This window comes from Embleya sp. NPDC005971, assembly GCF_040629175.1.
GTDB lineage: Bacteria > Actinomycetota > Actinomycetes > Streptomycetales > Streptomycetaceae > Embleya.
In genome coordinates this window covers 122,624-143,268 of the sequence record NZ_JBEXUX010000022.1, presented here as the reverse complement: position 1 = coordinate 143,268, position 20,645 = coordinate 122,624, and the positions used below count along the sequence as shown (strand labels likewise).

Here is a 20,645-nt window from a genome sequence, read left to right as displayed (position 1 = left end):
ACCACCACCACCCCGACCACCACAACCGCCATCTTCCACACCTGCGACACACCCCACCCCCGAACCACCACAGCCACAGCCACCGCCACCGTCACGACCGGCCCAACGAACCGCCCCCGGCGCCCACTTCCCAGAACTACCAGACAAACCGACCCGCGTCCTCGGACTGGGCACAACAAGCCGATCCACCCTCGGCTCGACAGCCGCCCACCAAGGATGTCTTGGTGTGCCTTGGGTTGAGATCTCGCTGCATGCCGGCGCTCGTGTTGCCTCGTCCGGCCGTAAGTGGGGCTGTTCGTGCCGGAGTTGCTGTGTACGGCGGTCCGACCGCCCCCGGGCAAGGCCACGCCGTGCTCGTTTCCGGCGCCGGCGTGCCGGCAATCGCCTGCTGCCTCCAGCCGGCACTGGTTGCCGCGGGCCTTCCGACGGTGCCGCAAGGTCATGAACCGTCCCTTGCGGCTTCCTGCACACACAGCGCGACAACCTTCAGGCAAGCCAACAGGCGCTGTGCCGGTGGTGCCCCGGTTCGATCTCCATGTCCGACACCAGTCCGGCTCGAAGCAGGTGCAGCCGACGTCGTGTCACCTGACGAGCGCGCCGCTCCTCGACGTAGGCGATGGCGGCCACCGACCCTCCGCGCATATCACTGCGGGCAAAGGAGTACACGGCAACGGACCGCTGTACCTCTTGCGGCATCGGGCGCCGCCCTTCCAGCGCAGCCGAGCGCAACCGCTTGGCGCTATAGCGGAGATCGCGCACCACGACCGCCCGCCACGGCCTCCGGGAACGTGAATCCGGCTGCCCGGAGCGGACGGCGTTGCGGCCCATGTGGTGGGCACTTCTTGCCATGTCCCCACTCCTACCGCAGGAATCAGCCGCGCCGCCGGCGGTTTCCCCTCGGCCGATGCGGCAACCTCACCTCGCGAGTCACGGGACAACCTTGAGCCGGCCCCACCGGCGGTCACTCCCCCACACCTACGGCGACGTACGAACGGTTCCGGTCACAGATCCCACGACTTCTGCAACTCCCTTGCCAAACAAAGAGCTTCATCCAACCGTGCGCATCAGCACCGACCGCAGGGCAAGGACACGCCGAGTACTTCCCAGCCGGCAACCATCCGATACGCCCGACGACCACTTTGGCGGACGCGAGGCCGAGACCGGTGTCCTGGTCGCCGCAGAAGACGGGCGCACGCCGTACCGCTCGCCGAGTGCCCGCTCCGGCGGCACGCCACAGCAGCATTTTGCCGAGCAGGCAGCGTAGTGCCAGTGGCACAGAAAGTGGCGTAGGGAGATGCCCACACGTGCCCCCCGTCGGGATGCAACGATGGCGCCGATCGAGTCCTGGGCCGTGCGCGGACCGTGCGCGCCGGCACGTCCGGCGGGCACCGTAAGGAAAGGACGTGGCGGACGATGCGCGTACGGCCGGTGAAGCTGATCGCCCGGTATCTGCTCGTGGTCGTGCTCATGGGGATTGCCGCCGGGTGCGGTGGTTCCCCGCCCACGCGCCCCCCGGCGCCCACGGTGGTTGCCGGAGCGCCTGCCGCGACATCGCCCGCCACGCCGTCGGCCGCGCCGGGCGGGTGCGATCCGTGGGCCAGTCTGCGGCCGTCGGACGTCGAGGGGCCGGCGATCGCAGGGATCCGCCGGCGCGGTTTTCTGGTCGCGGGCGTCGACCTCAACAGTTATCTGTGGGGGTCCGCGGACCCGGCAACGGGTGAGATCGTCGGGTTCGACATCGACATCGTGTGGGCGATCGCGCGCGGGATCCTGGGCCCGGGCGCCCGGGTCAAGTTCGTGACCATGTCCCCCGACCAGCGAGTCGCGCGAATCCTGGCCAAAGACGTCGACGTGATGGTGCGGACGATGACCATCACGTGCCAACGCAAGGCCGAAGTGGCCTTCTCCACCGTCTACTTCCGCAGCGGCCAGCAACTCGTGGTGCCCAAGGGGTCGCCCGTGCGGGCGTTCGACGCGGGGCTGCGCGGGCGGCGGGTGTGCGTGGGCGCCGGCACCACGGCCGTGGACGTGCTGGCACAGGCGAACCTCGGCGCGATCGTCGACCTGGCCGACAACCATCTCGACTGCCTGGTGCGCCTACAGGAGGGGCAGACCGACGCGATCCTCACACACGGTTCGCTCGCCGCGGGACTGGCCGCGCAGGATCCGATGATCAGCGTTCTGGAGCCACGCCTCGACGAGACGCTGTACGGGGTCGCGATGAATCCGAACGACACCGACCTCGTCCGCCGAGTCAACGGGATCCTGGAGGACTACCGCGCAGGCGGCACGGCCGGCCCGTGGATGGTCTCCTACCGAAAGTGGCTCGCCACGAACCTCTCCGACCCGAACGCGGCCCCGCCACCCGCGCGCTACTCGGACTGAGTGGCCATACAGGCCACCCCAACCGATCCCATCTCCACACTCCCACCCGGCACGCACCACCTCGGAGAACTTCACCACTCGCCGTCCACTGAACAAGTCACGAACGCCCCCACCCCTCAATGCCGTTGCGTGAGGCCCCTACCGGTGGTTCGTCAACGGCGGCCCCGATCGGCAACATCCCGTGAAGTAGCAGTATTCGACGGCCTGTTCGGGAGACTCACGCAGCGTCGCGGGTTCCGGCAGCATCCCGTCGGCTTGTCGGTGGCTGGGACCGGAACAAGACGCTGACCTGCCCGTCAAGGCGACACCGGCGCCCGGTGCGCAACACCCGGCATAGCGGCGGCAGTTCTTCCTCCGGAGTCGACCCGTGACCACGAACGACTGCGTCACGCCGCCCGTATCGGCGGGCACGCAACACGCACCGGATCGAAAGTCGACCCTCATCGGCCGAGCGCGTCGTCGTCGGCCTCCTCGACACCGGTCTCGCAGTACGGCCCCGGTCGCGAGACTCCGCAACAGCGGGCGGATCCGACGTCATGCATCGAGAGACTACTTCCGGGCCCGGATCACCCTCCCAAGCCATCGGAGGCAGACGATCGAGCAGACCGGTGCACCAAGGCCCAAGCCAAGCCGCAAACCCCGAACCCCGAACTCCAGTGCACAGCGGCCCACCACCACCCCTCACCGCACCCGATAGACCAACCGGACGACCCCATTCCCGAAAGTCCGATTCTCGACCAGCCGAAGATCCGTAATCCCATCCATCAGCCGGAACATCGGCCTGCCACGCCCGATCAACACCGGATGCACATGGACCGCGTACTCGTCGATCAGACCCATCCGCCGAAACGTATCCGCCAGATCCGGGCCGCCCACCACCAGGTCACCACCCGGCTCCGCCTTGAGCGCCGAGATCTCCTCGGCCACCACCTCCCGCTTGATCGTGGTGTTCCAGTCGGCCCGCTCCAGCGTCCGGGAGTACACGATCTTCGGCATGTTCCGCCAGATGCCCGCGAATTCCGCCATCGGCCCGGCATTCGCCGGATCCGCGTCCGCCGTCGGCCAGAAGTCCGCCATCAGCTCATGAGTGACCCGACCGGTCAAAAAGCCGCCCATCGTGCGCAACCAGTCGTTGAAATACTGGTGCAGCTCGTCGTCGACCAGATGCCAATCGATCTCCCGATTCGGCCCCTCCATGAAGCCGTCGAGGGACACCTGCAGGGAGTAGATGATCTTTCGCATCGCGTACGTACCTCGTCGTCGAACTCGTCTCGGACCGGGGCTCGACACGGGACCCGGCGCGCTTCCATGTCACGATCGCTCGTTCCCAGGCGCAGATCCCCATCCTCGACACGACCCATGCCAACCGAAAGCCCCCGCCGGTCGGCTGCCACCCGACCGAACCGGGCACAGGATGTCGGGTCCGCCCCACCACACGCTTCCTAACGTGGCGGTGCAAGGAAAGGAAGGAAGAAGGAGAGTCCACAAGTGCTGGAGCAGTTGAACCGAGCCCTCGACCACATCGAGTCGCATCTCGACCACGAGATCGACGCAGCCGAATTGGCGCGGATCGCCATGACGTCGGAGTACCACCTCCGCCGCGTTTTCTCCGCGTTGGCCGGGATGCCGCTGTCGGAGTACATCCGACGCCGACGGCTAACCCTGGCCGCTGCCGAGGTGCTGGCCGACGAGCGCACCCTGCTGGAGGTCGCCGTACGCCACGGCTACTCCTCGGGTGAGGCGTTCGCCCGGGCGTTCCGCGCCATGCACGGCGTGGGGCCCGGCGAGGCCCGGCGTACCGGTGCGGTGCTCAGCTCACAGCCGCGGATGTCCTTCCGACTCGTCATCGAGGGGAGCAGCAGCATGCGATATCGAATCGTGCACAAGAACGCGTTCCACGTGGTCGGCAAAAAGGCCCGGGTCCCGCTCGTCCACGAGGGCGTGAACCCGGCGATCGCCGCCTTCGTACAGGGCATCGACCGGGAGACGACCGACCGGATCAAGACCCTGTCCGACCAGGACCCGGACGGGATCGTCGCGGTCACCGACGACCTCGACCCCGGTCGCGCCGAAGGAACCGAACTCGACTACTGGCACGGCGTCGTGACGAGCACTCGGATCCCGAACGACAACCGAGACAACCGAGAAGACCGCAACGACCACCACGACACCCACGACCTCGACACACTCGCCGTCCCACCCGGCACATGGGCGGTCTTCGAGAACACCGGCCCCTACCCACAGGCACTCCAATACCTGTGGCGCGACATCTTCACCGAGTGGTTCCCCGCCAACCCGTACCGAAGCCGCCCCGGTCCGGAGATCCTCCGGGTCCGCCCCTTCGAGGACGAGAACGGCACCCAGGCGCACGCGGCCCTGTGGATCCCGGTGGAACCGACCACGTCCTGACCCGGGGCGAAACGCCGGGCCGGGGCACTCGCCGAGGACCGGTCAGCGCCCCCGCCCGGCATTGATCCGCGCGGCCCGACGGGTCAGGTAATCCCGCTCCGCAAGGTTGGACGCCTTCCCGGCCGCCTCCGCGTACAACCGTGCCGCCGTCGTCGGATCGCCGTCGCGCTCGTGCAGGTACGCCGCCACCGCGGTGTACCGGGGCAGCGCGTCGTCCAGATCCGCGAGGGCCGCCAGCCCGGCGCGCGCCCCGTCGGCCTCACCGACGGCCACCGCACGGTTGAGCCGGACGATCGGGCTGTCGGTGAGGCGGGCCAGTTCGTCGTACCACTCGACGATCTGCACCCAGTCGGTCTCCTCGGCGGTGGGCGCGTCGGCGTGCAGTGCCGCGATGGCGGCCTGGGCCTGGAACTCGCCCAGCCGGTCCCGGGCCAGGGCCGCCTGGAGGATCCCGATGCCCTTGGCGATCGCCGCGGTGTCCCAAAGGCTGCGGTCCTGCTCGGCGAGGGGCACCAGGCTGCCGTCGGGCGCGGTACGGGAGGCCCGCCGGGCGTGGTGGAGCAGCATCAGGGCGAGCAGCCCCGCCACCTCGGGGTGATCGATCATGGCCGCGAGCTGCCGGGTGAGCCGGATCGACTCGGCGACGAGGTCGACATCGCCGGAGTAGCCCTCGTTGAAGACCAGGTACAGGACGCGCAACACGGTGGCGACGTCGCCGGGTTGCTCGAACCGTACGCCGGAAACGGTGCGCTTGGCCCGGCTGATGCGCTGCGCCATGGTGGCCTCGGGCACCAGGTACGCCTGGGCGATCTGGCGGGTGGTCAGCCCGCCGACGGCGCGCAGCGTGAGCGCGACCGCGGAGGACGGCGTCAACGAGGGGTGGGCGCACAGGAAGTAGAGCTGGAGCGTGTCGTCCTGCACCGGTGCGGGTCCGGGTGCCGGTTCCTCGTCGACGAGGTCCTCCCGCCGACGGCGCGCGGCATCCGCCCGGGTCGCGTCGAGGAACTTGCGCCAGGCCACGGTGACCAGCCAGCCCTTGGGGTCCCGGGGCGGGTCGGCCGGCCACAAGCGGATCGCCTCGATCAGCGCGTCCTGGACGGCATCCTCGGCCGCCGCGAAGTCGGCTCCGCGGCGGACGAGGATCCCGAGCACCTTCGGGGTGAGGCTCCGAAGCAGGGCCTCGTTCACGGAAGCGGTCACTCCGTGACGGTCGGCGAGGAGCCCAGGAACGGGCGCACCTCGAGCCACTCGTGAATCGGCTTGCCATCCGCCCCGGGGGCGGCCGACAGTTCCCCGGCCAGCTCGACGGCCCGCTCGTAGGTGTCGACGTCGATCACCATCCAGCCGGCGATGAGGTCCTTGGTCTCGGCGAATGGTCCGTCGGTGACCGGCGGGCGGCCCTCGCCGTCGTAACGGACCCACGCGCCCTGGGGGGCGAGCGCCTGGGCGTCGACGAACTCGCCGGTCTCCTTCAGCCGGTCCGCGAAGTCGTTCATGTACTGCACGTGGGCCGAGACCTCCTCCGGCGTCCACCGGTCCATCGGCACGCAGTTGACCGCGTCCGGGGCGCCTCGGTAGTGCTTGAGCAGCAAGTACTTGGCCATGGTGTTCTCCTGGTGCCGGGGCGACCCATTCTGGTCACCTTCGCCCCTGGGACGGAGCAGGCCACGCGTTCTCGACATCCACAACGGAAAACTTTTGCGCGGCTTCGTCGGACACCGTGGCCACCGCTTTGCGAGACGTCGTCGGACACCATGGCCACCGCTCCGCGCGGCGTCGTCACACGCCGTAGCCACCGTCCACATCCAGCTTCTGACCGCTGATGAAGCCCGCCCGGTCCGAGGCCAGGAAGCAGACCGCCTCGGCGATGTCCGCCGCCCGCCCGAAGCGCCGCAGCGGGATGTTGCCCCGCGCGACGTCCAGCGCGCGCTCGTCCAGGTCGCCGCTGTCGATCAGCCGCGCGGCCATGCCGTCGGTGAGCATGCCCGGGCCGACGCTGTTCGCCCGCACCCCGAATCGGCCCTCCTCGGCCGCGATGCCGCGCACGATCGCCTCGACCGCGCTCTTGGTACAGGAGGACAGCCCGTCCCGAACCGGGAATCGGCTCGTCGCCGCCGTGGTGACCGCGACCAGGCTGCCGTTGCCCGCCGCGCGCAGGTGCGGCAGCGACGGGTGCACCAGGTTGAAGAACGCGGCCGCGTCGCCGTCGAGCTGCTCGCGGTACTGGGCCGGGGTGACCCGACTCAGGTGCACCATCGGCACGTGCGGCCCGGACGCGTACACCACCGTGTGCACCCCGCCGAACTCCTTCGCCGCCGCGTCCACGAAGGTCGCCACCGCGTCCGCGTCGGTCAGATCGACCTGCCACGCCCGGGCCCGCCGGCCGTGCTCGGACCTGGCCTGCTCGGCCACGGCCTCGGTCGCGGCGGCCCCGTTGCGATAGGTGACCGCCAGATCCGCGCCGCGCTCGGCGAACATCCGACAGATCGCAGCACCGATCCCGCCGCCCGCGCCGACCACCACGACCGCTCCGGTCCGGCTCTCGAAGTCGCGCTCCATGACTGGCTCCCTGCTGCTGCCCACGCTGATCTGACGACCAGTCAGAAATATCCGCAGACCCGAGAACTGTCAATGGACCCCCAACCGGCACGATCCACCTCACCGGGCCCGAAGCCTCCCGGCACCCCACCACCACCCGCCCCCCGAGGCCCGCACCGTCCTGACCCGCTTCCTCGCGTTCCCCGAGCCCCCGGCGGGCTCGCCCACCGAAACCTGAGCCCCGGCCGGCACCCGGCCCCGAACAACTCCGGGCCGTCGAGTTGCAGCTCGACGGCCCGGATCACGGAGACCGCGCCCCACGTCCGCGAGGACGTGTCTTCACGAGCGCGCTCATCCACCCACGAGGAGAACATCCCGTGTTCCGCACAGGCAAGTCGGCCTCCCCTGCCCGAAACCGGTCCACCGCCCCCGCCGAGGGCAGGCGTCACGTCCGACTCGTGCTGCTCGTCTGGCTGATCCTGATCGCCGGCGCCATCACCCTGGCCACCGCCGCACCGTCCCCAAGCGCGAACGACACCCACGACGACGCCACCCTCGAATGGCCCCGCTGTTGCTGATGGCGACCGTGCTGCCGTCCTACGCCGCCGCCCTGGGCCTGAGCCGGCAACTGTTTTGGCACGTCCTGGACTTTCCCGGCGATAGACGTACAGGTCATGCTGGTCGGCTTCCTGTTCCTGGTCGCGTTGGGCGCGGACTACAACATCTTCCTGATCTCCCGGATCCGCGAGGAATCCGAACATCGCGCCCACGAATCGGCCGTACCGACCGGCCCGACCGCCACCGGCGGCGTGATCACCGGCGCCGGCGCGGTCCTGGCCGCCACCTTCGCCACGCCGACTACGGCACCCCAGGTCGCCTTCATCCAGATCGGCACCCCGGTCGCCCTCGGCGTCCTGATCGACACCTTCCAGGTCCGCTCGATCCTGGTGCCGGCGCCGGCCCTCGACACCGGCCGGACCTTCCGGTGGCCCGGCCGCCCGCACGTCCCGAACACGCCCACGACCACGACCCGCACGAAGGTCCCGGCATCCGGCTGACCCGGGCGGGCATCCCGTAGCGTGCTGCGCAACGCACCCGCCCGCCCGGCGCACCGCGATTCACCCGGCGCAGCGCGGCCCACCCGTGCACCATCACCCGCCCAGCGCCCCCCGACCCGCCCACAACCAGCGAAGTCTTCCTCGTCAGGAGGCCGAACCGACATGGCGTTGCCCCCGACCGAAGCCGATCCGTCCGACCCGATCCGCATCCTGGACGTCGCGGGGGACGACTACCGCCGAGCCTTCGAACTCTTCCTCGCGGGGTCGGACGAGAAGGCCGTGACCCACGCCCACCTGAGCGCCCTGGTCGAACAACTGCCCCACCGTTGGGTGTTCCTCGACATCGGCGCCGGGTCCGGGACGACCACCCGGCATGTGGGCGGCTATTTCGAACACACGATCGCCATCGAACCCGGCAGCTACATGCGCGACGCCCTCCGCCGGGCCTGCCCGGACGCCCGGGTGCTGCCCGATCCCGTCGAGACGGCGAACCCGGGCACCCTCGCCGACTTCGCGCTGTGCTCGCACATGCTCTACTACCTGCCGCAGTCGCAGTGGTTGCCCACCGTCCGACGGTTCCTGGGCTGGGTCCGGCCGGGCGGCGAACTCGTCCTGGCGCTCCAGAATCCGAACAGCGAGTGCATGCAACTGGTCCGGCACTTCTTCGGCATCCGCTTCGACCTGGCGGCGACCACCGACGCGCTGCGCACGGGCCACGAGGACCTCGTCGAGTCCTGCACCGTCGAGACCCTGCCCGTGCGCTTTCACTCCGACAACCGGGCCGACACCCTCGCGGTGGCCGAGTTCATGGCGAACGTCCCGAATCTGGCCGAGCTGGACGCCCGCCCGACCCACGAGGACCTCGAACGGTACGTGCTGACCCACTTCGCCGACCCGGACGGCGCCGGCTTCTCCATCGGCCACGACCACGACATCGTGCGCATCCGGCGATCCGCCCGCCCGTGAGCCGGCGCGGGCGGCCTCCGATCCGGAAAGCCGCCCGCGCCCGGCGCGACGCCGCCGGGTGAGCCGAAGCCCGACCCGGCCGACGCGGGTCCTACAGCGTCCCCGCCAACGCCTCCTCGTTCTCCTCCGCCCCGCCGAACTGCGTCGCGTGCACCCAGGCCCGCTTCAGGTACAGATGCACGTCCACCTCCCAGGTGAACCCCATCCCGCCGTGCACCTGCGTGGCGTCCTTGCCGTTGCGCGTCGCCGCGTCGTCGCCCATCACCTTGGCCGTGAGCACCGCGATCTCCGCGTCGCCCACCGCCGGGTCGTCCAACGTCACAGCCGCCGCGTACACCGCCGCCCGCGCCAACTCGGTGCGCACCAGCATGTCCGCGCACAGGTGCTTGACCGCCTGGAACCCGCCGATCACCCGACCGAACTGCTCGCGCTCCTTGGCATACTGCGTGGCCAACTCGGTCAGCCGTCCCGCGATCCCGAGCTGGAGCGCCGCCGTGAGCACCGCGCCGATCCGGCGCCACTGCTCCGCGACCGCGGCGTCGGCCACCAATTCGCCCGCCGGCAGCGCGTCCACTGCGGTCACCGGCGTGAACGGATCCACCGGATGCGCCACCGCCGTGCCCCGCACCACCCGCGGGTCGACCAGTCGAATGCCCTCGTCCGTCAGCACCAACAAACAATCCAGCGCGTCCAGATGCTCGATCAGCAGCGGCCAGGAATCACCCTCGACCACCCCGACCACCGCGTCGCCGGCCGCCGCGTCCGTGCCCAGATCCCCCGGCAGCGAAGCCGCCAGGTGCGTGGCCACCAGCGGCCCGGGCAGCAACACCCGACCCGCCTCCTCGTACACCAACGCCGCCTCGGCCATCCCGAGCCCGACGCCACCCGCCTCCTCCGCGATCCGCAGCGAGAAGAACCCGGTCTCGGCCAACTCCCGCCACAACGCCCGGTCCACCATCCCGGGCACCGGCGCGGTGTCCACCAGCGCCCGCATCCGCTCCCGGCCGAACCGGCCCTCGCAGAACTCCCGTACGCCGGACCGCAGATCGCGCTGGTCCTCGCTCAGTTGGAAATCCATGCCCGATCACCGTTCCTTCGGCAGGCCGAGGATGCGCTCGCCCACGATGTTGCGCTGGATCTGCGACGTGCCCGCCGCGATCGTGTACGACAGCGACGACAGCCGCTCGTCCATCAACGAGCCGCTGGGCAGCCCCGCGACGTCGTCCACGGCCAGCGCCGCGCGGCCGAGCAGCCGGTGCGCCAGGTCGTAGACCTTCTGCTTCGTCTCGGAGAACCGCAGCTTGAACACCGAACCGCCGACCCCCGGCACCCCGGAGCGCTGCGCCTCGGACACGTTCCACTTGGTCAAGGCCCACAGCGCCTCGAACTCGGCGGTCAGGTGCCCGAGTTCGCGCCGAAGCGCGAGGTCGTCCCAGGCACTTGCCTGACGCCGCGTCACCTTCTTGGCCAGCGCCGCGAGTTCACGCAGCAACCGCTGACAGGCGACCACCTCGCTGACGAACGCGGTACCCCGCTCGAACGACAGCGTGACCATGGTGACCCGCCAACCGTCGTTCTCCTCGCCGACCCGGTTCGCCACCGGCACCCGCACGTCGTCGAAGAACACCTCGGCGAACTCCGAGGTACCCATCACCGTCTCCAGCGGACGGATGGTGATGCCCGGCGTGTCCATCGGCACGATCAGCCAGGTGATCCCCTTGTGCTTCGGGGCGTCCGGGTCGGTGCGTACCAACATCTCGCAGTAGTCCGCGACTTCCGCGTGCGAGGTCCAGATCTTCGAGCCGTTGACGACGTAGTCGTCACCGTCGCGGACCGCCCGGGTGCGCAGCGAGGCGAGGTCGCTGCCCGCGCCGGGTTCGGAGAAGCCCTGACACCACACGTCGTCGCCGCGCAGGATGCCCGGCAGATACCGGCGCCGCTGCTCGTCGGTGCCGGCCGCGTCGATGGTCGGTCCGGCGTGCAGCAGGCCGACGAAGTTCGCGCCCACGTACGGCGCGCCGGCCCGCTCGGTCTCCTCCAGGAAGATCAGGTGCTCGGTCGGCGTGGCCCCCTTGCCGCCCGCCTCGACCGACCAGTGCAGACCCGCGTAGCCGGCCTCGAACAACAACCGCTGCCAGGCCGTGTCGTAGGCCCGCCGACCCGGCCAGTCGTTGCGGTCGGGCTTGGCCGGCAGCAACGGAATGGCCCGGTCGAGCCACGCGCGCAATTCCGCGCGAAAACTCTCCTCGGCCTCGGTATACCGGAGGTCCATGGTTCTCGACTCCCTGTCGGACGAAAGGTCGAATGCTCGGGCAACCGCACGGCCCACCGGCCACAGGACCGAAAAGCCGAAAGCCGGATGACCGGATGAGAAGGCGGAACTCAGGCCCCGTACACGGGCGTCGGCGTCGGCGCCTCGTCGAGCAGCTTCGCCACCACCGGACCGAGCTCGGCCGGCTCCCACCGACGGCCCGCACTCGCCTCCGGACCGTGCTGCCAACCGGTCGCCACCGAGACCTTGTCGCCCTCGACCTCGAACACCCGCCCGGTCACCTCGCGCGACTGCGCCGAACCGAGCCAGACCACCAGCGGCGAGATGTTCGCCGGGTCGTAGAAGTCGAAGCTGCCGTCCTCGGGCTTGCGCACCATGTCCGGCATCGCCTCCTCGGTCATCCGGGTCCGCGCGGCGGGCGCGATCGCGTTGGCGGTCACGCCGTATCGGCCCATCTCCACCGCGGCGATCTGGGTCAGACAGGTGATGCCGGCCTTGGCCGCCGCGTAGTTGCCCTGCCCGACCGAGCCCATCAGGCCCGCGCCGGAGGTGGTGTTGATCAGCCGCGCGTCGATCGTCGCGCCCGCCTTGGCCTGCGCGCGCCAGTACGCGCCCGCGTGGCGCATCACCGCGAAGTGGCCCTTGAGGTGCACCCGGACCACGGCGTCGAACTCGTCCTCGCCGAGCGAGACCAACATCCGGTCGCGCAGGAAGCCCGCGTTGTTGACCACCACGTCCAATCGACCGAACGTGTCGATGGCGGTCTGCACCAGCCGCTCCGCGCCCGCCCAGTCGGCGACGTCGTCCGCGTTGATGACCGCCTTGCCGCCCAGCGCCTCGATGTCGGCCACGACCTGCTGGGCCGGACCGAGCGAACGCCCGTCGCCCTGGCGCGAGGCGCCGATGTCGTTGACCACCACGTGCGCGCCCTCACGGGCGAACGCCAGCGCGTGCTCGCGCCCGATGCCGCCGCCGGCACCGGTGACGATGACGACGCGCCCCTCGCAGATCCCACTCATTCCAGGCCCCTCCGGTGTGCTGACGACGTGTGCCGACGCGAGTCGGAATACCTCGGAAGCGGCCCGCCGGGATCCGACGAGCCGCCCCTTACCGCTGAACCGATGAACACCCGGGCGCCGAGTCGCCGCACCGCACTCGACCGCGGCGAGGCCACGACGGCGCCGGGTGTTCACCCGCCGAATCAGACCGCCGCGACCGAAGCCACCCGGTCCTTGTCGAAGTCGAGGTCGAGCATCCGGATCGCGTTGCCCCGGATGATCTTGTAGACCGTCTCCGCACCCAGCCCGGCCAGGTGCTCCTCGGCGATCTTCTTGGTGTGCGGCCACGTGGAGTCGACGTGCGGGTAGTCGGTCTCGAACGTGACGTTGTCCTCGCCGATCACGTCGAGCGAGTTCACCCCGTGCCGGTCCCGGAAAAAGCACGCGAACATGTTCCGCCGGAAGTAGTACGACGGCGCCTCGGGCAGCACCTCACCGGTGACCGCCCACGCGCGGTGCTCCAGCCAGACGTCGTCCATCCGCTCCAGGGCGTACGGGATCCAGCCCATCTGACCCTCGGAGTAGGCCAGTTTGATCTTCGGGAAGCGCGCCGGGACGCCCGCGAAGATGAAGTCGGCCATCGAGGCCATCGCGTTGTTGAAGCTGAGCGACGCCTGCACCGCCGCGGGGGCGTCCGGCGACGCGGCCGGCATCGTCGAGGACGAGCCGATGTGCATGTTGATCGTCACGCCCAGGTCCGCACAGACCTCGAAGAACGGGTCCCAGTAACCGGTGTGGATGCTGGGCAGACCGAGGAACGCGGGAATCTCGCTGAAGCACACCGCGGTGACGCCCCGGGCACGATTGCGCTTGATCTCCTCGACCGCGAGCTGCACGTCCCACAGCGGGATGATGATCAGCGGGATCAGCCGACCGCCGGAGTCGCCGCACCACTCCTCGACCATCCAGTCGTTGTAGGCACGCACACACGCGAGCGCGACCTCCTTGTCCGCGGCCTCCGAGAAGGTCTGGCCGCAGAACCGCGGGAAGGTCGGGAAACACAACGAGGCTTCGACATGGTTGACGTCCATGTCCTTGAGCCGCTCGGCCGGGTCGTACAACCCGGGGCGCATCTCGCCGCGGGTGATGCCTTCGAGGGTCATCTCGTCGCGGCTGAAGCCGACGGCGGCGATGTTGCGCTTGTACGGAAAGCGCAGGTCCTCGTAGAACCACCAGTCGGCAGGCGGACCGTTCGGGTCGGTGGTGATCTTGTAGCTCGCGCCGGTGTACTCGAGCGTGCCGATGCCGGTGGTGACCGGCTTGGGTCCACGCTCGTGGTACTTCTTCGGCAACCAGCGCTCGAACAGGTGTGCCGGCTCGATGACATGGTCATCGACGCTGATGATCTTCGGCAGTTCACCGAAGGAGTTTCCGGACTGCGTGGCAGCCTGTCCGGGCTGGTTGGTGCTCATCGGCCCCTCCCGCTCACTGAAATCTGATGGACCGTCAGATTTAGCGTAATCTCTGGGCCGAGGGAACCACAAGCTGACTCAACGTCAGGAGAATCACGGATGGCCCTGCATCTCGAAGAACTGATCGCCCCCGCGCACACCGCGCTGGTCACCCAGGAATGCCAGAACGGGGTGATCGGCACCCACGCGGTATTCCCCGCGCTCACCGCACACACCCGGGAGCTGATTCCGACCGTCGACCGCCTCGCCAAGGCCGCCCGTCGAGCCGAACTCCCGGTCGTGCACTGCCTGGCGGTCCGCCGCCCGGACGGTCTGGGCGCGAACGCCAACGCCCGGATGTTCGGCGCCGCGGCCAAGTCGCCGATCCTCCTGGAACCGGGCTCACCCGCCGCCGCGGTGGCCGACGGCATCACCGTCGACCCCTGCGACCTGGTGCTTTCCCGCTATCACGGGCTCGGCCCGATGGCCGACACCGGACTCGCCGCCATCCTGCGCAACCTGGGCGTGCGCACGATCGTGGGGGTCGGCGTCTCGCTCAACGTCGGCATGCTCAACTTCGCGATGGACGCGGTCAACGCCGGCTTCCAGTTCGTCGTACCCCGCGAGGCGGTGGCCGGATTCCCGCCCGAATACGCCGAGGCCGTGCTCGCGAACACCTTCAACGCGATCGCCACGATCACCACGGTGGACGCCGTACTGGCCGCCTGGAAGTAAAGACCTGATGCCCCGTCACCGCATGGATGACGGGGCATCAGCCAAAGCAGAAACTCCCGAGCGCCTACCGACCGACCACCTGATCGACCGTCAGCGAGCGGGCGTCCAAGGCTTCTTGTCGTACTCCTCGCGAAGCTTGAACTTCAACACCTTGCGCAACGTCTCGTTCCGAGGCAGCGCGTCGACCAGCTCCAACTGCTCCGGGATCTTCTGCGTCATCAGACCCGACTCGCGCAGGTAGGCGACCATCTCGGCGAAGGTCAGGTCCGCCTCGTCCGGTTGCCGCTCGATCACGGCGCAGACCCGCTCGCCACGCTCGCGGTCGACCAGGCCGATCACCGCCGCGTCGGCGACCTTGGGGTGGGCGAAGAGCAGGTCCTCGATCTCCCGCGCCGAAATGTTCTCACCCTTTCGGATGATCACGTCCTTGAGCCGTCCGGTGAGCGAGAGGTGCCCGTCGGCCCGCACCCGACCCAGGTCACCGGTCCGGAAGAAGCCGTCCTCGTCGAACGCTTCGGCGGTGAGCGCGGGGTCGGTGTACCCCTTGAACACCATCGGCCCGCGCAGCCGGACCTCGCCCTCCTCGCCGGTGTCCGCGACCGTCCCGTCGGCCCGCGCGATGCGCACCTCGATCCCGCTCACCGGCTTGCCCTCGGTGTAGGAACGCTGGTCCTCGGAGTCGTGCGGGCCGCCCTGGGCGATCATCGGGACCTCGGTCATCCCGTACCCGTGGCACAGGATCGCCCGCATCTCGTCGCGCACCTCGGCGACCAGCTCCGGCGGCTTGGGCGCGCCACCGCCCGAGACGATCCGCAGGGTCGGAATGATCTTCTCGCCCGGCTGCTTGCGTTGCTCGTTCAGGAACGCGACATAGAACGCGGTCGAGCCGCCCACCATGGTGACGCCGAGCCGCTTGTACACGGGCACCACGCCGGCCGGGTCGAAGTTCTCCACGATCACGGCCGGGAAGCCGGAGGCGAGCACCGTGACGATGTAGTCCGGGCCGGCGATGTGCGCGTACGGGAAGGCGATCGAGCCGACGTCGCTCTGCGACATGTCGAGCGCGACGGCCAGGCCCTTGCCGCCCGCGAGCAGCGTCGAGTCGCTGTGCTGGACGCCCTTCGGGTCGGAGGTGGTCCCGGACGTGTAGTAGAGCCAGCGCACCTCGTCGCCGTCGGTCGGCGCGGGCGGCAGGTCCGCCGGGTCGCCCTCGGGCAGTTCGTCGTAGGCCACCAGCACCAGCGGCGGCTTCGCCAGGTCCTTCGCGAGCGCCTCGCCCATCGCGAGGAACTCGAAGCCCTTCCAACTGCGCGGACACAGGAAGAATTCGGCGTCGGTCTGCCGCAGACAGAACCCGACCTCCTTCTCCCGGTAGAACGGGATGATCGGATTCTGCACCGCGCCGAGCCGGGCCAGCGCGAACGAGACCACGATGGACTCGATCCGGGTGGTCAACTGCCAGGTCACGCGGGTGCCGGCGGTGACGCCGAGCGCGTGATAGCCCGCGGCCACGCGCTCCGCCCACGCCTTGAACTCACCGAAGGTGACCTTGCGGTCCTCCGGGTCGAGCAACATGGGCACATCGGGAGTCGCCGCCGCGCGGCGCTCCACCAGCTCCCAGAGAGTGGTGGCGTCGTAGATCGGGTCAGACACGTGTCCTCCGCGCGGGAAGCCGGGGCCGGGGGTACGGCGCCGGGCATGGCAGAGCCAGAGCCTAGGCGCTGAACTGACGGTACGTCAGAAGCTTTGCGGGAAGAAAGACTTCCCGTGGTCACGCGCATCACAACCCGGTGCTGGCAAACCAAGGCAGTACTGCCTAACCTGAGGCGGTACCACCAACCCCGGGGGCCACATGTCGCCATTCCGCCGGGAGCGCCCACCGGTGTGCCTGGGTCCGCTCACGAGCTTCCCCGAGGACGTCCCGAAGCGAATCGCCACCAGCCCGCCGCTCGCCCTGCTGCGCCACGGCGACACGGTCCACATCTTCGAGGACCGCTGCCCCCACGCCGGCGCGATCCTCTCCCGAGGCACCCTCACCGGCGAACACCTGACCTGCCCCGCCCACGCAAGCACCTTCGAAATCGCCACCGGCCGCTCCCTGGGCCCCCTCACCTGCCGCCCCCTGCGCACCTACACCACCTGGCTACAAAACGACCTGGTCTACTACTCCCCCACCCCCCGCCCCACCCGAAAGGCCCAACGAACCCCCTGCCGACCGCCCACGTGACCCAGCGGGCAGCCGGCGACGGCGGAGCGGGTGGGTGGGTGGGTGGGTGGGTGGGTGGGTGGGTGGGTGGGTGCTTTCGTCGGATCCGCCGGGGAGCCTTTCCAGGTGGGTCGGGCGTTCCCGGCCGGCGGTTGGGTCATGGGCCGGGTTGGGTGCGGGTGGCTTTGTGCTGAACGGTCGGCGTGGGCTGGTGGAGGTGGGCCTGCTCCCACGGTCACCGGCGGCCGGGAGCCTTGGGTTTCCCGGCGAGAGGTGGGTGTTGCTCGGCGGGAAAGGCGCCGGCAACGGCGGAGCGGGAGGGGAGCCCGGTGAGGTCCGCCGGGGAACCTTCCCGAGTGGGCCGGGCCGTTGCAGCTGGCGGTCGCGTCTTGGTGGGCAGCGGGTGGCTCAGTGCTAAACGGTCGACGTGGACCGGCGGAGATCAGCCCGGTCCCACCGTCACCGGCGGCCGGGAGCCCTGGACTCCCCGGCGAGACCTGGGCGTTGCTTGCCGGAAAGGCGCTGGCAACGGCGCGGAGGGAGGGCGGTCCGGTCGGGTCCGCCGAGGAGCCTTCCCGAGTGAGCCGGGTGTTCGCGGCCGGCGGTCGCGTCTTGGTCGGCGGCGGGTGGCTCAGTGCTAAACGGTCGACGTGGACCGGCGGAGATCAGCCCGGTCCCACGGGCACCGGCGGTCAGGAGCCCTGGGCGCCCCGGCGAGACGCGGGCGTTGCTTGCCGGAAAGGCGCCGGCAACGGCGGAACGGGAGGGTGCTTTCGTCGGGTCCGCCGGGGAGCCTTCCCGAGTGGGCCGGGCGTTCGCGGCCGGCGGTCGCGCCTTGGTCGGATTGGGCGCGGGTGGCTCAGTGCTAAACGGTCGACGTGGACCGGCGGAGATGGGCCCGGGTCCACGGTCACCGGCGGCCGGGAGCCCTGAGTCCCCGACGAGACCTGGGCGTTGCTTGCCGGAAAGGCGCTGGCAACGGCGGAGCGGGAGGGTGCTTTCGTCGGGTCCGCCGGGGGACCTTTCCGAGTGGGTCGGGGCGTTTCGGCGGGCGGTGGGTGTGTGGTGGCGGAAGAGGAGAGAAAAGCGGGCCGGCAGTGGGCGGTTCCGGTCGCCGGAGTGCGCAACCCGGCCCCCGGCACGCGCTCTCGCCGCCCGGTCACGTAAAACCCCAGGTCAGTGGACCCCCGGGTCCGGGAAGCCGTCTCGGGATCCGGGTCGCGACTTTTCAGGCTCGCGGACGGCTCTCCGCCCGGGCGCGCCGACCCGAAACGCCCACCGAGAGTCACGACCCACGCGAAATCCGCCGCCGGAGTGCACAACCCCGCCTGCGGCACGCGCTCCCGCCGCCCGGCCCCACAAAACCGCAGGTCAGCGGAAGCCCAAGTGCGGGAAGCCGTCTCGGGATCCGGGTCGCGACCCTTCAGGGCTTGCGGACGGCCTTCCACCCGGCGGATCCGACCCGAAACGCCCACCGAGAGTCACTGCCCGCGTGGAATCCGCCGCCGGGGTGCACAACCCGGCCCCCGGCACGCGCTCGCGTCGGCCGGTCCCACCAAACCGCAGGTCAGCACGAAACAACGGGCCCGAAGGCGTCCCGCGATCCGGATCGAGACCCGCCAAGCCCCCCGAAAGCCCTTCCACCTGCGCACCCACCCCGAAACCCCCGCCGAAACGCCCCGACCCACTCGGAAAGGTCCCCCGGCGGACCCGACGAAAGCACCCACCCGCTCCGCCGTTGCCAGCGCCTTTCCGGCAAGCAACACCCGGGTCTCGCCGGGGGACCCAGGGCTCCTGACCGCCGGTGACAGTGGGACCAGGCCCATCTCCGCCGGTCCACGCCGACCGTTTAGCACTGAGCCACCCGCCGCCGACCAAGACGCAACCGCCCGCCGCAAGCGCCCGACCCACTCGGAAACGCTCCCCGGCGAACCCAACGAAAGCACCCACCCACACCGCCGTTGCCGGCGCGCTTCCAGCCGAGCAACACCCGCGTCCCGCCGGGAAACCCAGGACTTCCGCCATGCAAGGTCGGCAGTGACCATCAAGCTGCCCGCACCCCCACCGTCGCCCCGGCCCAGCCCAGCCCGGCCCGGCCCCACGCCGAGGTCGACTCGCCGCCCCCGGACACGTTCACGCGCTCCCGCCCGGGCCCGCCCGGCCCCGCCCGGCCGACCCGCGCCGGGCGGGGCTCTCGGGTCGATCCGTGTTCAGTCACCCTCGTTCCATCCGGCGCATGAACGCACCCGGCCCGCCCCCGCGCTTGAGCCACGCCACGGCTCAGTCCAGAGCCGGCTCCGCCGAGAAGGCCCCGCACCCCTTGGCCCACGCCCCCGACAGATCCGCCCCCGGCGGAAACCGCCCGGCCAACTCCAACACGACCATGCCGTGTGCGAACCCCCACACGGCCCGCGCCGCATCCGCATCCCCGCCCACGGCCCGCACCAGCGGCCCCGCAGCCCGGTCCTCCAGCCCCGCCGGCAGCGCCGCCCGATCCAAGGGCTGCCCACTCATCAGCCGATACAGGTCCGGATGCGCCAACGCATAAGCCCGATAAGCCCCCGCCAACACCGCAACACCCCCCGCGCGCCCCTCGCCCTCCGCACGCCCCGCCTCAGCCGCCTCCAACGCCGCCGCCAACTCGGCCATCCCCTCCGCGATCAGCGCGTTCTCCACCGCCGACTTGTCCGGAAAGTGCTTGTACAACGACGGCGCCTTGATCCCGATCCGATCCGCGATCCTCCGCATCGACACCGCTTCCGGCCCCTCCCCCTCCAGCAAGTCCCGTGCCGCAGCGACGATTTCACGGGCCCGGGCACTGATCGGGGGAGGTGACGACACGTCAGACATGCTTGCGAAATCCTTCCGGAGTGCGCAGTCCGTACCCGGCGGCACGGTCCATCGCGATGTGGGTGAGCCAGCCGAGGCCGGCGGTGAACAGCGGCGGCCACACGACGGGCGAGACGGTGTATCCGACCAGGACGAGCAACGGGACCCAGGCCCGATGCAGCGCGTTGTAGAACGGCACCGCCCGCGGCTGAAGCCGCCCCGGCTGATGCGAACCATCCCGCAGCGCGTCCTTGGCCCCGACGAACATCGTCAGATCGGGCAGGACAAAAAACAACAACGCCGCCACCGACGTCGCGAAGCCGTACTTGACGCTCTCGAACACCGCGAAAGCCGCCAGGAACAACGTCAAAACGATCCACGCCGCACGTCGCATCCACCGGACCGCCGCCGAGCCGGCACCGCCGATTCCCGTCTGCGCGAAAGTGCTCATGCCGCCGCCCCCGTCCGCCTGTGGCTAACCATGTTAGCCGCCTGCGTCCATCATCCGGCTAACACCGTTAGCCGTCAACCCTCGCGGCCCCACCCCCGAGCCGATCGCAAGGTCGACCCAACACCGGGGGCTTGGGCACCGGCGGCTTGGGCGGCTTCGTCGTCGGCGGCCGAGGCGGTCGCGGATTGACCGGCTTGGTCGGCGGCTTCCCAGCACACCCACCCATCGAACACCGCACCGCAAATCGAGAGCCGACCATGGCGCAAGGTTGACGCCGCCCCACGACTCGCCCCGAAAGAACCCCCGGAATCCCCACCTTCGAGTGACCCGCGCCCCCACCCGCACCT

19 protein-coding genes are annotated in these 20,645 nt (G+C 70.1%); 7 read left to right on the top strand and 12 right to left on the bottom strand.

All coding sequences use genetic code 11. The features are described 5' to 3' along the window. Nucleotides 1-486: 486 nt before the first annotated feature. Nucleotides 487-627: a hypothetical protein gene (locus tag ABZ374_RS21145; RefSeq protein WP_360313206.1), complete on the bottom strand. Its 141-nt coding sequence runs from the start codon at nucleotides 625-627 to the stop codon at nucleotides 487-489. Nucleotides 628-1,413: 786 nt separating this feature from the next. Between ABZ374_RS21145 and ABZ374_RS21140 the strand changes: the two genes are divergently transcribed. Beyond that, a complete protein-coding gene (locus tag ABZ374_RS21140; protein WP_360313204.1) occupies nucleotides 1,414-2,385 on the top strand; it encodes a glutamate ABC transporter substrate-binding protein in 972 nt (323 codons plus the stop codon). A gap of 681 nt (nucleotides 2,386-3,066) precedes the next feature. On the opposite strand, the gene ABZ374_RS21135 is transcribed toward ABZ374_RS21140, so the two are convergent. Further along, nucleotides 3,067-3,627 carry a dihydrofolate reductase family protein gene (locus tag ABZ374_RS21135; protein ID WP_360313202.1) on the bottom strand — a complete coding sequence of 187 codons (561 nt, stop codon included), beginning with the start codon at nucleotides 3,625-3,627 and terminating at the stop codon, nucleotides 3,067-3,069. A 246-nt stretch (nucleotides 3,628-3,873) separates the two neighbouring features. Here ABZ374_RS21135 and ABZ374_RS21130 point away from each other — a divergent pair, with 246 nt between their 5' ends. Then, nucleotides 3,874-4,794 carry an AraC family transcriptional regulator gene (locus ABZ374_RS21130; RefSeq protein ID WP_360313200.1) on the top strand — a complete coding sequence of 307 codons (921 nt, stop codon included), beginning with the start codon at nucleotides 3,874-3,876 and terminating at the stop codon, nucleotides 4,792-4,794. A gap of 42 nt (nucleotides 4,795-4,836) precedes the next feature. Here ABZ374_RS21130 and ABZ374_RS21125 read toward each other — a convergent pair whose 3' ends face one another. The 3 genes from ABZ374_RS21125 to ABZ374_RS21115 all read right to left on the bottom strand — a co-directional run bounded on the left by ABZ374_RS21125 (nucleotide 4,837) and on the right by ABZ374_RS21115 (nucleotide 7,353). Continuing rightward, nucleotides 4,837-5,994, bottom strand: a complete 1,158-nt coding sequence (locus tag ABZ374_RS21125) for a DUF6596 domain-containing protein (protein ID WP_360313198.1) — start codon at nucleotides 5,992-5,994, stop codon at nucleotides 4,837-4,839. Beyond that, nucleotides 5,991-6,398: a YciI family protein gene (locus ABZ374_RS21120; RefSeq protein WP_360313196.1), complete on the bottom strand. Its 408-nt coding sequence runs from the start codon at nucleotides 6,396-6,398 to the stop codon at nucleotides 5,991-5,993. Before ABZ374_RS21120 ends, ABZ374_RS21125 begins: the two co-directional genes overlap by 4 nt. A 175-nt stretch (nucleotides 6,399-6,573) precedes the next feature. Then, nucleotides 6,574-7,353, bottom strand: coding sequence for an SDR family oxidoreductase (locus tag ABZ374_RS21115; protein WP_360313194.1), 780 nt, complete (start codon nucleotides 7,351-7,353; stop codon nucleotides 6,574-6,576). A gap of 356 nt (nucleotides 7,354-7,709) precedes the next feature. Between ABZ374_RS21115 and ABZ374_RS21110 the strand changes: the two genes are divergently transcribed. The 3 genes from ABZ374_RS21110 to ABZ374_RS21100 all read left to right on the top strand — a co-directional run bounded on the left by ABZ374_RS21110 (nucleotide 7,710) and on the right by ABZ374_RS21100 (nucleotide 9,356). After that, on the top strand, nucleotides 7,710-7,910 hold the full coding sequence (locus ABZ374_RS21110) for a hypothetical protein (RefSeq protein ID WP_360313192.1): 201 nt from the start codon (nucleotides 7,710-7,712) through the stop codon (nucleotides 7,908-7,910). A 96-nt stretch (nucleotides 7,911-8,006) separates the two neighbouring features. After that, complete coding sequence (locus tag ABZ374_RS21105) at nucleotides 8,007-8,390, top strand: MMPL family transporter (protein ID WP_360313190.1); 384 nt, start codon at nucleotides 8,007-8,009, stop codon at nucleotides 8,388-8,390. Between the two features lie 162 nt (nucleotides 8,391-8,552). Next, nucleotides 8,553-9,356: a methyltransferase domain-containing protein gene (locus tag ABZ374_RS21100; protein ID WP_360313188.1), complete on the top strand. Its 804-nt coding sequence runs from the start codon at nucleotides 8,553-8,555 to the stop codon at nucleotides 9,354-9,356. Between the two features lie 91 nt (nucleotides 9,357-9,447). Here ABZ374_RS21100 and ABZ374_RS21095 read toward each other — a convergent pair whose 3' ends face one another. The 4 genes from ABZ374_RS21095 to ABZ374_RS21080 all read right to left on the bottom strand — a co-directional run bounded on the left by ABZ374_RS21095 (nucleotide 9,448) and on the right by ABZ374_RS21080 (nucleotide 14,098). Beyond that, entirely contained in the window at nucleotides 9,448-10,434 is a 987-nt protein-coding gene (locus tag ABZ374_RS21095; protein WP_360313186.1) for an acyl-CoA dehydrogenase family protein, read from the bottom strand. A gap of 6 nt (nucleotides 10,435-10,440) precedes the next feature. Next, nucleotides 10,441-11,628, bottom strand: a complete 1,188-nt coding sequence (locus ABZ374_RS21090; protein ID WP_360313184.1) for an acyl-CoA dehydrogenase — start codon at nucleotides 11,626-11,628, stop codon at nucleotides 10,441-10,443. A 110-nt stretch (nucleotides 11,629-11,738) separates the two neighbouring features. Continuing rightward, nucleotides 11,739-12,647: an SDR family oxidoreductase gene (locus tag ABZ374_RS21085; RefSeq protein WP_360313182.1), complete on the bottom strand. Its 909-nt coding sequence runs from the start codon at nucleotides 12,645-12,647 to the stop codon at nucleotides 11,739-11,741. 182 nt (nucleotides 12,648-12,829) lie between these two features. Further along, complete coding sequence (locus ABZ374_RS21080; protein ID WP_360313180.1) at nucleotides 12,830-14,098, bottom strand: amidohydrolase family protein; 1,269 nt, start codon at nucleotides 14,096-14,098, stop codon at nucleotides 12,830-12,832. Nucleotides 14,099-14,197: 99 nt separating this feature from the next. Between ABZ374_RS21080 and ABZ374_RS21075 the strand changes: the two genes are divergently transcribed. Beyond that, nucleotides 14,198-14,812: a cysteine hydrolase gene (locus tag ABZ374_RS21075; protein ID WP_360313178.1), complete on the top strand. Its 615-nt coding sequence runs from the start codon at nucleotides 14,198-14,200 to the stop codon at nucleotides 14,810-14,812. Nucleotides 14,813-14,902: 90 nt separating this feature from the next. Here ABZ374_RS21075 and ABZ374_RS21070 read toward each other — a convergent pair whose 3' ends face one another. Continuing rightward, nucleotides 14,903-16,465: an AMP-binding protein gene (locus ABZ374_RS21070; protein WP_360313176.1), complete on the bottom strand. Its 1,563-nt coding sequence runs from the start codon at nucleotides 16,463-16,465 to the stop codon at nucleotides 14,903-14,905. A 199-nt stretch (nucleotides 16,466-16,664) separates the two neighbouring features. Here ABZ374_RS21070 and ABZ374_RS21065 point away from each other — a divergent pair, with 199 nt between their 5' ends. Next, the gene (locus ABZ374_RS21065) at nucleotides 16,665-17,039 is read left to right on the top strand and encodes a Rieske (2Fe-2S) protein (protein ID WP_360313174.1); all 375 of its coding nucleotides are present in this window, start codon (nucleotides 16,665-16,667) and stop codon (nucleotides 17,037-17,039) included. A gap of 2,259 nt (nucleotides 17,040-19,298) precedes the next feature. On the opposite strand, the gene ABZ374_RS21060 is transcribed toward ABZ374_RS21065, so the two are convergent. Both ABZ374_RS21060 and ABZ374_RS21055 read right to left on the bottom strand, forming a co-directional pair. Then, nucleotides 19,299-19,868 carry a TetR/AcrR family transcriptional regulator gene (locus ABZ374_RS21060; protein WP_360313172.1) on the bottom strand — a complete coding sequence of 190 codons (570 nt, stop codon included), beginning with the start codon at nucleotides 19,866-19,868 and terminating at the stop codon, nucleotides 19,299-19,301. Beyond that, on the bottom strand, nucleotides 19,861-20,298 hold the full coding sequence (locus ABZ374_RS21055; RefSeq protein ID WP_360313170.1) for a DUF4260 family protein: 438 nt from the start codon (nucleotides 20,296-20,298) through the stop codon (nucleotides 19,861-19,863). Before ABZ374_RS21055 ends, ABZ374_RS21060 begins: the two co-directional genes overlap by 8 nt. Nucleotides 20,299-20,645 lie beyond the last annotated feature (347 nt).

Excerpts from the sequence above, each read along its gene's own strand:
- ABZ374_RS21120 (WP_360313196.1), bottom strand. The coding sequence starts at position 6,398 with ATGGCCAAGTACTTGCTGCTCAAGCACTACCGAGGCGCCCCGGACGCG.
- ABZ374_RS21075 (WP_360313178.1), top strand. The coding sequence starts at position 14,198 with ATGGCCCTGCATCTCGAAGAACTGATCGCCCCCGCGCACACCGCGCTG.
- ABZ374_RS21080 (WP_360313180.1), bottom strand. The coding sequence starts at position 14,098 with ATGAGCACCAACCAGCCCGGACAGGCTGCCACGCAGTCCGGAAACTCC.
- ABZ374_RS21100 (WP_360313188.1), top strand. The coding sequence starts at position 8,553 with ATGGCGTTGCCCCCGACCGAAGCCGATCCGTCCGACCCGATCCGCATC.
- ABZ374_RS21140 (WP_360313204.1), top strand. The coding sequence starts at position 1,414 with ATGCGCGTACGGCCGGTGAAGCTGATCGCCCGGTATCTGCTCGTGGTC.
- ABZ374_RS21065 (WP_360313174.1), top strand. The coding sequence starts at position 16,665 with ATGTCGCCATTCCGCCGGGAGCGCCCACCGGTGTGCCTGGGTCCGCTC.
- ABZ374_RS21090 (WP_360313184.1), bottom strand. The coding sequence starts at position 11,628 with ATGGACCTCCGGTATACCGAGGCCGAGGAGAGTTTTCGCGCGGAATTG.
- ABZ374_RS21085 (WP_360313182.1), bottom strand. The coding sequence starts at position 12,647 with ATGAGTGGGATCTGCGAGGGGCGCGTCGTCATCGTCACCGGTGCCGGC.
- ABZ374_RS21060 (WP_360313172.1), bottom strand. The coding sequence starts at position 19,868 with ATGTCTGACGTGTCGTCACCTCCCCCGATCAGTGCCCGGGCCCGTGAA.
- ABZ374_RS21115 (WP_360313194.1), bottom strand. The coding sequence starts at position 7,353 with ATGGAGCGCGACTTCGAGAGCCGGACCGGAGCGGTCGTGGTGGTCGGC.
- ABZ374_RS21095 (WP_360313186.1), bottom strand. The coding sequence starts at position 10,434 with ATGGATTTCCAACTGAGCGAGGACCAGCGCGATCTGCGGTCCGGCGTA.
- ABZ374_RS21055 (WP_360313170.1), bottom strand. The coding sequence starts at position 20,298 with ATGAGCACTTTCGCGCAGACGGGAATCGGCGGTGCCGGCTCGGCGGCG.
- ABZ374_RS21105 (WP_360313190.1), top strand. The coding sequence starts at position 8,007 with ATGCTGGTCGGCTTCCTGTTCCTGGTCGCGTTGGGCGCGGACTACAAC.
- ABZ374_RS21135 (WP_360313202.1), bottom strand. The coding sequence starts at position 3,627 with ATGCGAAAGATCATCTACTCCCTGCAGGTGTCCCTCGACGGCTTCATG.